Origin of the sequence: Chryseobacterium sp. (assembly GCF_019236175.1) — a bacterium.
GTDB lineage: Bacteria > Bacteroidota > Bacteroidia > Flavobacteriales > Weeksellaceae > Chryseobacterium.
In genome coordinates this window covers 43816-56071 of record NZ_JAFAJM010000003.1, presented here as the reverse complement: position 1 = coordinate 56071, position 12256 = coordinate 43816, and the positions used below count along the sequence as shown (strand labels likewise).

At 33.7% G+C, this 12256-nt stretch carries 14 protein-coding genes; 3 read left to right on the top strand and 11 right to left on the bottom strand.

From position 1 onward, the window contains the following. Positions 1–43: 43 nt before the first annotated feature. The 11 genes from JO178_RS01740 to JO178_RS01690 form a co-directional block, all read right to left on the bottom strand. A complete protein-coding gene (locus JO178_RS01740) occupies positions 44–2230 on the bottom strand; it encodes a TonB-dependent receptor (protein WP_291930790.1) in 2187 nt (728 codons plus the stop codon). A 5-nt stretch (positions 2231–2235) separates the two neighbouring features. After that, positions 2236–2832 carry a hypothetical protein gene (locus JO178_RS01735; RefSeq protein WP_291930789.1) on the bottom strand — a complete coding sequence of 199 codons (597 nt, stop codon included), beginning with the start codon at positions 2830–2832 and terminating at the stop codon, positions 2236–2238. After that, positions 2825–3937 (bottom strand): hypothetical protein, encoded by a 1113-nt coding sequence (locus tag JO178_RS01730; protein WP_291930787.1) that lies wholly within the window; start codon positions 3935–3937, stop codon positions 2825–2827. The genes JO178_RS01735 and JO178_RS01730 overlap by 8 nt, the downstream gene beginning before the upstream one ends. Then, positions 3927–4928: a hypothetical protein gene (locus JO178_RS01725; RefSeq protein WP_291930785.1), complete on the bottom strand. Its 1002-nt coding sequence runs from the start codon at positions 4926–4928 to the stop codon at positions 3927–3929. The genes JO178_RS01730 and JO178_RS01725 overlap by 11 nt, the downstream gene beginning before the upstream one ends. 66 nt (positions 4929–4994) lie before the next feature. After that, complete coding sequence (locus tag JO178_RS01720; protein WP_291930783.1) at positions 4995–5153, bottom strand: hypothetical protein; 159 nt, start codon at positions 5151–5153, stop codon at positions 4995–4997. Positions 5154–5185: 32 nt separating this feature from the next. Continuing rightward, positions 5186–5341: a hypothetical protein gene (locus JO178_RS01715; protein ID WP_291930781.1), complete on the bottom strand. Its 156-nt coding sequence runs from the start codon at positions 5339–5341 to the stop codon at positions 5186–5188. Positions 5342–5379: 38 nt separating this feature from the next. Next, entirely contained in the window at positions 5380–5538 is a 159-nt protein-coding gene (locus JO178_RS01710) for a hypothetical protein (RefSeq protein ID WP_291930779.1), read from the bottom strand. A gap of 40 nt (positions 5539–5578) precedes the next feature. Further along, the gene (locus JO178_RS01705; RefSeq protein WP_291930779.1) at positions 5579–5737 is read right to left on the bottom strand and encodes a hypothetical protein; all 159 of its coding nucleotides are present in this window, start codon (positions 5735–5737) and stop codon (positions 5579–5581) included. A gap of 40 nt (positions 5738–5777) precedes the next feature. Next, complete coding sequence (locus tag JO178_RS01700) at positions 5778–5936, bottom strand: hypothetical protein (protein ID WP_291930777.1); 159 nt, start codon at positions 5934–5936, stop codon at positions 5778–5780. 33 nt (positions 5937–5969) lie between these two features. Further along, a complete protein-coding gene (locus tag JO178_RS01695) occupies positions 5970–6131 on the bottom strand; it encodes a hypothetical protein (protein ID WP_291930775.1) in 162 nt (53 codons plus the stop codon). A 50-nt stretch (positions 6132–6181) separates the two neighbouring features. Beyond that, complete coding sequence (locus JO178_RS01690) at positions 6182–7453, bottom strand: radical SAM protein (protein WP_291930773.1); 1272 nt, start codon at positions 7451–7453, stop codon at positions 6182–6184. Between the two features lie 489 nt (positions 7454–7942). On the opposite strand from JO178_RS01690, the gene JO178_RS01685 reads away from it, so the two are divergent. From JO178_RS01685 to JO178_RS01675, 3 genes are all read left to right on the top strand, one after another. Then, a complete protein-coding gene (locus JO178_RS01685; protein WP_291930772.1) occupies positions 7943–9706 on the top strand; it encodes a helix-turn-helix domain-containing protein in 1764 nt (587 codons plus the stop codon). A gap of 114 nt (positions 9707–9820) precedes the next feature. Beyond that, positions 9821–9991, top strand: a complete 171-nt coding sequence (locus tag JO178_RS01680; RefSeq protein WP_291930770.1) for a hypothetical protein — start codon at positions 9821–9823, stop codon at positions 9989–9991. 102 nt (positions 9992–10093) lie between these two features. Then, positions 10094–12256, top strand: coding sequence for a prolyl oligopeptidase family serine peptidase (locus JO178_RS01675; RefSeq protein ID WP_291930768.1), 2163 nt, complete (start codon positions 10094–10096; stop codon positions 12254–12256).

Below are 12256 nucleotides of genomic sequence, written 5' to 3'. Positions count from 1 at the left end.
TTTTCTGGTTTTATATCCAATATGGGAGCTTCTGCTGAAAGCATTACTGTTTCAGCACTTCACTGCTTTCTTCTTTGGTATTCTCGGTGCTCAGTACACTTTGATCCACTTTTGCAAGTTTGTTTCTGGTAGGAATTTTATAATTGACAGAAATTCCAAAACTTCGGCTGTCATAACGATTATCCAGAAACACAGGACTGGCTGTGTTTACTGATTTAAATGACATTCTGGTGCTATTAAAAATATCGTTTGCATACAGGGTAACCTGTAATCTGTCATGATTGAATTTTTTACTTAAAGTCAGGTCAACACGATTCATTGTTGGTTTTGTTGACTGGAACAGGTAGTAATTTCCTTTAGTTGAGTACATCAGGGTCGGAGAAAACCGGATACCTTTCGGAAGAATAAATTGTCCTACCGCATTAAAAAACCATATCCCTTTTGTATTCTGAATATCTTTAATATCCTGGAACTGATAACTTGCATAGAAATAAATAAAATTAATCTTATCCGGGTTATATTTAAACTTCACAATATCCTGAAAAGGTTTATTGAATACTAGAAACGGTAAGGGAACTCCGATATTAAATGTATGCTGTGTCAGTTGATGAATGTTTACATTGGTCTGAGAAAGATTATATCCGTCTCTTTCGATGTACATTACCACCTGATCTTTAACATGGCTTACATTATAGCTAAGAAAAGCATAATTAAAAGCACTTAATTTAGCTTCAAAGTTATCATAAATTGTAGGCTGTACATCAGGATTTCCGGTAATATTTACATTCGGAGACTGCAAAGTATTGTTATTGGGATTCAGCTGGGATATACCGGGTAAAGAAATTTTCTTGTTATAATTCAGATTAAAATAGACTGCTCTTGCAAAATCATATTGTACACTTGCATTAGGGAAAATTTTAGTTTTTTTGAACGGCATCAGATTATCCCAATGAGTCAGTGAATTATTTAATACCGTTCCTGAAATATCATAGTCTTCTGCCCGGACACCGGCAATAAAGCTAAATTTCTTTAATTTGGTGCTGATTTCGGCATACGTTGCTGCTGTTTGTCTTTTGTAATCCAGATTTTTGATTCCGGTATTATCCGTTCTAAAATCCATTCTTTCGTATAAACCTCCGAAATTAATTTTACCTTCGTCCAGCAATTTTACCGGTTGCGAATAATCTACACGGAAATTATAGAAATTCTGACGAAATCCATTATTACCTTCCTGATAAATGGTAACGGGTTCTGTAAAGTAGCTATACTGATCAAAAGTACCTGAATAATCTGAGTAGATCAGTTTAAGATCCAGCTTTTGATTTTTATCATTAAATCTTTTCTGATAAGTTAAAGCAAGCTCATTTCTATAGTTATTATTTTTATTTTTCCCTGTGGTGGAGTATGCTTTTGCAATACCTTCAGGATTTGTTTCACTAACGGGTGCGGAAGGGTTAAAATGCTCATTCTTATAAAGTGCTATTCCGTTATTATTGAAAAGGGCATCGTTATTATTATTGTTAAAATCATAGTTGAATAATACTCTGTCTTTTCCGAGGTCGAATGTCAATCCTACTTTTGCAAAATAGCCTCTCGAATATTTATCACTGAAATTATCTGATAAATCGTCCATTTTGCCGGTACTAAATCCTTCAGCATATGTTTGTCCTGCACTGAACTGCCATCCGAATAATTTATTTCTGGAATTCAGAACAATACTATTATTGAATCTGCTTCTGAATTTATCGTAGTCACTGAAACGATAGCCTCCCGAATAAGTAGCTGTCAGGTAACTTCTGGCACTTTTGGCTACAATAATATTCAGAATAGCTCCTCCTGAAGTTGCCGGAAATTCTGCTCCGGGTTGTGTAATCACTTCCACCCGGTCAATAGAACCTGCCGGAAGTCCTTCCAAAAAAGCATTCAGATTATTTCCGGAAATATTCAGCGGGCGGCCATCCATATAAACAGCCAGGGGTTTTCCCTGATACATCATTCCGGTAACATCTGTAACGACCATTCCCGGAAGTTTTTTTATCCCGTCCAGAGAAGAACCTGAGTTGAGATTAGGTTGTTCAGAAAAATCGAAAATAGTTCTGTCGGCTTTTTGTTCAACAGCTTTTTTAGTTTTGTTAATATTTACACTTTCTATTTCCTTTGCCACTTCTTTTTCCTGTGCCAGAAAAGATAACGAAGCTAAAAGACCGGTTGCTATAAGTGTCTTCTTCATAGTATTTATAATTTTTCTTTAGTTAAGAATTCTCCTGATGCTTTTATATTACCATTATCGGTAATTCTGTATTGCAATACATCTCCGCTGATCTGATTCAATTTTATACTTCCGTTTTTCAGTACTTCGAGAAAACAATGCTTTATCATTAGCTTAGAAGAAGAAAACATATCCCCGTTCCCTTCTAATCTGAAAACAGACTGATCTATTCTGAACGGGTCTTTAAAAATAAAATCACCATTTCGGTAGAGCTTAAAATCAAATTTGCTCATCTCTTTGGGTAAATAGACTCTGATAACAGGATACTCCCGATTTCTATTAAAAAGCCTTATATAGATATTGGTACGAACTTTCTGATACAGCAATGTCTTTCCGTCTTCCTGTTCAATTGTAAAGGTTTTTCTGGTTTTGTCATCAATCTGATATTTCACGGTATTGTCATCAGAATTAAAGAAAAGGACAGTTCCGTTTCCCTCAAGAGTACAATCATGATCAGTAAGGGAAAAAGAATTCCTGTTAATAACCTGATCTTTGGTTAATAACATATCTATGATAATAAAGCCCACTATTAAGGCGGCAACAATAAAAAATACTTTAGACATTTTTCGGAGTATTAAAGAAGGTTAATAATCTAAGGCTCAATGTATAGAGAATAAAAAGATTGAAAATAAATTTACCGACAGTCAGAAAATAATCAAATTCCAGACTTGGTGTAAGCGTATAAATATTGATCACTTTTAAGATGAAAAAACGCAGGAAAGTAAACAACAGATAAAAGACCATACAAAAGTGTATAATGCTATAGATGAATAAAAAATTATTAAATTTTTCGTTTCCTCTCCATAAGCTGATCAGGTATGTATAAGATCTTCCGTAGAGTCCTTTTAAATCAAAATAATCTGATAAAACCCAATAGCCGTCATTTTTCAAAAATGGTAATAATGAAAAAATAATAATCGCCAGATTGGCCTTCAAAAATAATATGATAAAATTGGTGTCTTTTACAAATAAAAAAATAAGAATTGCAAAAATTAACTGATAATAGATTCCTGAAAGATTGACTACAATTCTTTTCATTTTATCCAATGTCCATATTGTGGTTACATTGGAATAAAAAACCGGAAATATGAAGAAAAAGCCAAAACCAATTTCTCCGGGAGTGAGTCTAAATCTTTTGGCAGCAGAGGCATGACCAAATTCATGAAAAACTGATGCAAAAAAAATAGACAGATATAGATAGAATACTTCATACTTATTGGTTATTTTTAAATAGTTTTTCCCGACAGCAGAATTGGTTTCAAATATAAATGCTGATATAAACAATGAAAAAATCAATACAAACAACATAAAAAAATGACTTTCCTTTTTAGGAATCAGATGTTTTAATAAATCTGTGATTGTATTAACATGGTTTTTTCTGAAAATAGTAAACCTGAAAAAGATTCCGCCTTTACTTTTAGTTTCTTTTACCTGCAGCTTCTCTTCGATATTACTTAGGACAAAATCAAATTCCTCTTGATTCAGACTGAATTTTTCATATACTTTGTCACTATCTATGTTATTTTCTTTTTTCAGAAAATGGATAATACTGAATATAAAATCATTGATGACAAAGCACTTTCCTTCGTATTCCATAACAAGCTCCTTTCCGTTATCAGCTAAGGAAACATTATTAAAGTTAATTTTGCAGTTCTCATTAATTTTCATTTTTCACCAAAATGTTATTTTCTATTAATAATCTTATAATCTCTTCTCCCTTAAGGATCTCATAGACATCTCTGAGTTTTAATGTAATGCCTTCCCGGGCCGTCATATTCAGGAATTGCCGTACTCTATCAGAAGCTCTGAAAATATGAAAAGTTGAATAGGCACAGATGTGGATAAATCCGTCAGACTCTATAATTTCGAAGTTATTACCATCTACTATATACTGATTCTTATCTTCTATATCAATGACATACTCCGGATCATCGAAAGCAAATAATTTATAGACTGTATGATAAGACTCCCATTGTTCAGGATATTTAACCAGATAATGATTCACAAATCTTTTCCATATGTTATCCGTTACTTCCTGCGGGCTGGTTTCATCCGAAGGATATATAGGGTCCTCAAAACTAAGCACAGCATGATCATTTTTCCATATACTAAAAACAGGAACTACAGGAACTTTTAATTTGAATGCCAGTTGAATGATTGCACTTTTAGCATATAACTGAGCATTCAGCACATCACAAATCTGGGCATTATTGCTTTTTCTGATATCTCCAAGTCCCACTCCGGTATCAATTAAAGAAAAAACACTTCCCCCGTTTTTTAAGGTTGCTATAATTTTTCTCATTCCTGTAGGCGTATCCCCCAACAGGATATTCTCTTTATCAAAATTCAGTTTCTCACTGGTTATGGTATGAGAGAAACGATCCAGTTTTTCTGTAGATAGCCTGGAAGCAACAAAATTTATATCAATCCTGTTTCTTAAAAGCGTAATAGGAATATTAAAAAAGGGACCAAAATGGAATGATATATAAATGACATTTTCAATTGGTTTGATGGTATTGTGAATCGTGGTATTTTCAAGGAAAATATCTTTATTAAAAGAATTGTACTGTAAGTATTCCTTTAAGACACTTTCATATTTTTCTCTTCCAAATATTTTGATAATAGACCCCTTGGTTACAAAACGAGCATATTCATTCATGGTAAAATCATTTAAATAGACCAGCGCCTTAATAATAAGTATGTAAGACGCCGGTCCGGATAGGGTTTAATTTACTGATGAAGCTTTACATGAAGCATCACTGCCTGTACAACAATAGTTGTCATCCGCCATTTCCTGCTCAGCCGAGATCAGCTGAACCATCTCTAGTCTTTCTTCCAGCTCAACAATTTCTAATTTTGACTTTAGGTCTTCTAGCTTGTTCATAATAAAAATTCAGTGTTAATTAATAATTTAAATTACTTAGACGAAGGAGTACATGATGAATCACTTCCCGTACAGCAGTAATTATCCCCTGCCATTTCCTGCTCAGCCGCAATAAGCTGAACCATTTCTAATCTTTCTTCTAATTCAACGATTTCTAATTTTGCCTTTAGGCTTTCTAATTTGTTCATAATAAAAAATTTAAGTTGTTACAATGTTTTTAGCGGAATCACTTAGATGAAGAAGGTGTACATGATGCGTCACTTCCCGTACAACAGTAGTTGTCTCCTGCCATTTCCTGTTCGGAGGCAACAAGCTGCACCATCTCTAACCTTTCTTCCAGTTCAATAATTTCCAGTTTGGATTTTAATATCTCTAAGTTATTCATGGTTAAAAGTTTTTTAGGGGTACAATCCTATTCGTTTCAATTACTTGGATGAAGAAGGCGTACATGATGCATCACTTCCCGTACAACAGTAGTTGTCCCCTGCCATTTCCTGTTCGGAAGCAACAAGCTGCACCATCTCCAATCTTTCTTCCAGTTCAATAATTTCCAGTTTGGATTTTAATATTTCTAAGTTATTCATGGTTAAGAGTTTTTAGTTTTCACAATGTTATTCGTTACAATTACTTGGATGAAGAAGGCGTACATGTGCCATCACTTCCCGTACAGCAGTAGTTATCTCCTGCCATTTCCTGTTCGGAAGCAATCAGCTGCACCATTTCTAATCTTTCTTCTAATTCAACGATTTCCAGTTTGGATTTTAATACATCTAATTTGTTCATGGTTAAAAATTTAAAATTGTTAAAATGTTTTAATTAATTGACAGATGAAGAAGGCTTACATGTTGCATCACTTCCCGTACAACAGTAGTTATCTCCTTCTAATTCTTGTTCCGCTGAAATAAGCTGAACCATTTCCAGCCTTTCCTCCAGCTCCACCATTTCTAATTTTGACTTTAAGTCTTCTAATTTGTTCATAATGAAAAATTTAAATATTAATAATATTTCAGTTTTACACTGAAACCGATTTATACTAATTCTTTTGTTTTGATTCTAAACTCCTTGTTTTCATCCAGATTATCCTGGTAAAACTGTAAAAAGATCCGGTCTTCAAAATTGGTTTTCATAGAAGGGCAAGGGTACATTCCTTCTTTCCATAGTTTAGGGCATGCTCCGCCGCAGATTGGCAGAAGTTTACAATCATAACAAGGAGTCTTTTTCTCCAGTATTTCGTCATTCCAGTTGGCAAACGGGCGTTTGTTGTTATCGATATCAGCATGAGAATGATCAGTTAAACTGCCTATTCTGTATTCATAGTCATTTTCCGTATATACAGGTACCTGAGAGACTTCAGAACAGTTATATATATTACCTTCGGCATCAAATAATTCTGAATTATTATACAAACTCATGCACACAATATCCTTCCCTCTGCTTGGAACTGTTTGTACTTTTTTATTTTTTTCGATAAGCTTTAATGCTACTTCCAGTTCAAATTTTGCAAACTCTTCACGGTTGAGAGTTTTCTTGTGCGCATCATTCCCCCATGAATGTAAAGGCGCTAAATAGAAATTAACATTTTTAAGGATATTTTTCTCATCCAGAATATTAATAAGGTTTTCGGTATCCTTATAATTTTCTCCGTCAATATTGGACCGTATATTGATATTCACTCCGGAATTGGCAAATCTTTTATCATTCACAATGTCTTCAAGGTTTTTCAGAATGAGATCAAACGTTCTTCTTCCGCTTTTAGTATGCCTTCTTTCATCGTGGAATTTTGCAGTTCCGTCAAGGGTAACTTCAAAACTTGTAATCTGGTAATTCAGAAACAAATCATAAAAAATTTCTTTTTTAAGGCTTAATCCGTTGGTAACCATTTTAGCAGTATACCCCATGGATTTGGATTCAGTAAGAGCAATTAACCTTTTACTCATTTTCTTGATCTGGGATAATCCCATCAAAGGCTCACCGCCAAACCATGAAATTCCTAAAGTTTTATAATTCTTTTTGGAAAGGTTGTGCTCTATTCTCTTGAATATCTTTTCATCCACATTGTTGTTGCTGATTTTTTTATCATTGTGAACCTGGCCGCAATAATCACATCCCAACTGACAATTTGCTGAAGGCTGAATTACCTGATAAAGCAGGTCATCATCATTGATAAAGGATTTAAATTTATTGATCACCTTTCTCAGCTCGTCTACATGAGAGGGAACAATAAATTCATAATCAATAAGCTTTTGAAAGATATCAGAATCTACATTTTCAAATTCCTGATTCTGGATTTTTGTAGCCATGTTTTTTTCAATAGCTAATACTTTATTCGTTATTGTAGAATATGCTAATGAGTATTTTGAACAGATAATATTTTTTGAAAAAAATACGTATTTGGAGACTTTATAAATATCATTCATAATAAAGATAAATTCAATTACATTAAATTTTTAGACTGCTAGTAAATATTTCATACAACAAGATAAAGTAACTGTGATTTTTTGCTTAATCTCTTTGTATCATTGATTGGTAAAACATTCCCCTATTTTGTACTGTACACATACTTAAAATCGGATTCTGTGTTTTTGTTGGAACAAATATGGGTCTCCTGCTTTTATAATACAATCAAAGCATATCGGGTTTGATCAATATACCCCAATACCTCCAGTGAATTGATCAATTCAGGTATTTCACCACTCTATTCAGAAGCCTTAATGATATTGATTTTCAACGCAATAGACTAATCATCATTTTAAAGCGGAAAGAATGATAAAAAAAGTGTATTATTGCATATGCAGAGAGATTTACGCTTTTTTTTATGTCTATATTTATCTTTTATCGGTGTCAACATATGTTTTTCGCAAAGCCTAAAGGGGTTTAAAACACCGGATTCTCTAAAAAACAAAAATTACGAACAATTAGAAAGGTCTTTTAGTACAACGTTTCAGTCTGATCCGGCACTTCTGTATGCCAATACTTTTTTAGTTAAGGCTAAAAAAGAAAACAATATAAAGAGAATTGTGGATGGATATTTTCTTCATTTTTTAAAATCAGAAAAGAACCTGAAATATACCGATAGTATTAGAACGGCCATAAAAAACAAAAGCATAGGAGATCTATCATACGGATATTTCAAGACCGGAGATATTTATTATAATGCAGGGTTGTATAATCAGGCACTCACTTCTTATTTATCCGCATTAGAATACGCCAAAAAAAATGATGATCAAAAAAGTATTGTCCTGATCAAAAATGCCATCGGGGATATAAAATACACTACGAATGATTATGATGAGGCGATAAAAATATTCAGACAGAACTATGAATATATAAAAGACCGGGAAAAAGAAGATCCCAACAACTATTTGTCTATTTTATTCAGTCTGACGAATACATACAATTCTGTAAAAAAATATGATTCCGCATATATCTACGGGAATATCGGGAAATCAAAAAGTATTCTGTATGATAAAAAATATTATACAAGAATGTTTGATTTGTCTAATCATGTTACAGAATACTATTTAAAAAAATATCAGCAATCTGTTACAGGGCTGAAGGATAATATTGAATTTTTTAAAAAGTTTGGAATTGGTAATCTTCAGGTGACTTATATGTATTTGTCTATGAATTTTCATGAGATACATGATGAGCCTCAATATTTATATTATTTCAATAAATTGGATTCGTTACAAAAAGTCACCAATAATGTGGATAAAAACCTGATTGGACTGTACGAAAACACACTAAATCATTATAAATTAAAGGATGATAAAGAAAAGCAGCTTTATCTTGTCAATAGGTTAATTGAATTAAATAAAACCATTTACGAGTCCAATTATGCGTTTTCTAAAGAAATTCATCAAAAATATGATACCCCGGAACTACTGGAACAAAAAGAAAAACTAATCACAAATTTAAGTTTACAAAACACCGTACTATACTGGTGGCTCGGCGGCGGGTTTCTGTTATTATGCCTATTTGTGTATTTATATACTGTGAACCGGAAGAAGATGAAACATTACCGGATTAAAGCTCAGAAATTAGTCAGTCATTCAAAAGAAATTCATTCTACAGCAATCAGCCATCCGGTATCAGCTCCTGAACCTGTTCAGCCATCCATAGCTGCAGCTGAATTGGAGGCTTCCCTAGAAAACAACCAGGAGGACGGTAATAATGAAGCTAAAAATCAGATTCCTTTAAGTGTAAAACAAAGCATTATTACCAAACTTGAAAATTTTGAGAATCAGCAATTATTTACTTCAAAAAATATCACCCTATATTCTCTGGCAAGAGATTTTGAAACCAACAGAGATTATTTATCTAAAATCATTAATGAATTAAAAGGGAAAAATTTTTCTCAGTACCTCAATGAGCTAAGAATAAATTTTGTGGTTAAAGAGCTTAAAGAAAATAAAAAATTAAGATTAAAAACCATTGCTGCTATTGCTGAAGATATAGGCTTTAATAATGCCGAATCTTTCACAAGAGCTTTCAAACAGGTGACGGATACCCTTCCTTCCTACTATATAAAAGCACTACGCGAAGATGCTTAAAATCAAACCATTGACGATAACAGGGTGTCGAAATTGATCAATACCGATAACATTATTTAGGTCGATGATAGAAAAGAATCTATTTTTGCTTCCGTTAATTAATAATTTGGTCACATGAAAAAGAACAGCTTAAAAGCTCAGAAAAAATTGTCTTTGAACAAAATGTCAGTAATTAAAGTATCAAGCTTAAAAACTATCAGAGGAGGAATTGCCGCCATGGAGGATAACGATGATGCAACATTAACAACTGATAAACAACAGGGAACTTCAATATTAAATTTATAAGTAATTATGAAGTGGCAAGATTTTTTATTCAGTAAAAAATCTTGCCTTTTATATGGCTTCAAAAAAAACAGAAACCAATCATCCGGTAATTTTAAAATGTCTATGAAATATATAATCATCCTTATACTTTCTTGTCATACCTTGTTTTCTCAGACACTCATACACCCCGTATCTGCTACAGATACCTATTTTGATAAAAAAGTAACAGATGAATATCGTAATCTGGAAGATTTAAAAGACCCTGCCGTCATCAGTTGGATGAAAGAGCAAAGTCTGCACGCGAATCAGGTACTCAGTACCATTCCTGCACGTCAATACATGCTGGATAAATTAGACGAAATTGACAGTAAGAAAGAATATACCATTAATGATGTACGCATTACAAATAATGATCAATATTTTTATCTCAAAAGAATAGCCACTGAAAACACTCAAAAACTCTATATCCGAAATGGTTTTAACGGAAAAGAGGAGCTGTTATTTACTCCCACCGGCTACAAAAAAAACAATAAGGAATATGTTATCAACTATATGAAGCCTAATTATGACGGCTCAAAAGTTGTCGTTGGTCTCACTGAAAGTGGAAAAGAAATTGGAGAAATGATCATTATTGATGTTGCTCTAAAAACAATATTGCCTTATACTATTACTCATTGCTGGCCATCAGATTCCGGAGTTTCCTGGCTACCAGACGGCAGCGGGTTCATCTATTTACACTACCCGGTTGTGGATAATAAATCCGAGTTATTTCTAAAAAATATGGTCTCTGTATTCTATAAAATCGGAGATGATCCACAAAAAATCAAGCCGATATTATCGAAAGCCGATTATCCTGAACTTAATTTAAAACAAGAAGATTTCCCGATCGTTTCTATTAACAGCAACAATACCGGTTACTTAATAGCCAAGATTGGCGGAGCCGCCAGTTTTTCCAATACTTATTATGCTCACTCATCCGATTTGGCCGATAATAAGCATATCACCTGGAAACCGCTATTCAGAAAGGAGGATAAGGTTGCAGACTATTCTTTTGTACAAAATGATATTTACTTTATAAGTGCAAAAGATTCAAAAAACAATATTCTTGCCCGCACATCATTGAAAAATCCTGATTTTATTCATTCGGAAATAATCATAAAAGAAATGGATGATGAAGTGATTAAAACCATTCATTCCACAAAAGACGGGCTATTTATAACAACAACTAAAAACGGTGTAGAAGCCAAATTATATTTTTATAATTTCAAAAACGGAATCCGACAGATTGAACTTCCCGTTTCCGCAGGAAGCATCAGCATCACTACCAAGTCAAATAATTATACGGATATCTGGGTGGCCTGTTCCGGATGGAATAGTCTTAACCGAAGATATAAATTTCAAATTTCGAATCAAAGATTCACACCTGAAAATTTAAACCCTGTTGTTGATTTCGAGGAATTTAAAAATGTAAAAATTTTAGAAACCACCGTAAAATCTCATGATGGAAAAGAAATCCCTTTATCTATAATTTATAATAAAGATTTAAATCCAAAAGAAAAACTGCCGCTGCTTGCTATAGGCTATGGAGCTTACGGAGTTTCTCTCAGCCCAACTTATGCCAAAGTTGCATTATTATGGGCTATAAAGGGAGGTATTGTGATCTATCCTCACGTAAGAGGAGGAGGAGAAAAAGGGGAAGAATGGCATTTAGGCGGTTTTAAAGAAACAAAACCCAACAGCTGGAAAGACTTTATCAGCTGTATTGAATACATGCATAAAAAAGGATATTCCGAACCCGATAAAACGGCAGTTTGGGGAGCCAGTGCCGGAGGTTTACTTATAGGCAGAACAATAACCGAACGACCGGATCTGGTAAAAGCAGCCATTGCAGAAGTAGGGCTGATGAATGCGGTAAGAATGGAAAACACACCCAATGGAGCCAACTCCACAAAAGAATTCGGAACAGTAAAAACTAAGGAAGAATTCAGTTATCTGTATGAAATGGATGCCTATCATCATCTTAAGAAAGGGGTTAAATACCCTTCTATCTTAATAACAGGCGGCTATAACGATCCCCGGGTAGTAGCATGGCAGCCTGCCAAATTTGCAGCTAAGCTTCAGGAGTATAATGCATCTGACAACCCGGTTTTATTAAAAATAGATTTTGAAGGAGGACACGGAATAGATAATTCTAAGAAAAAAGCGTATGAAGATGCAGCAGATATTTTTGCATTTGCATTCTGGCAATTAGGACATCCGGATTACCAATTCAAAGACAAGAAATAA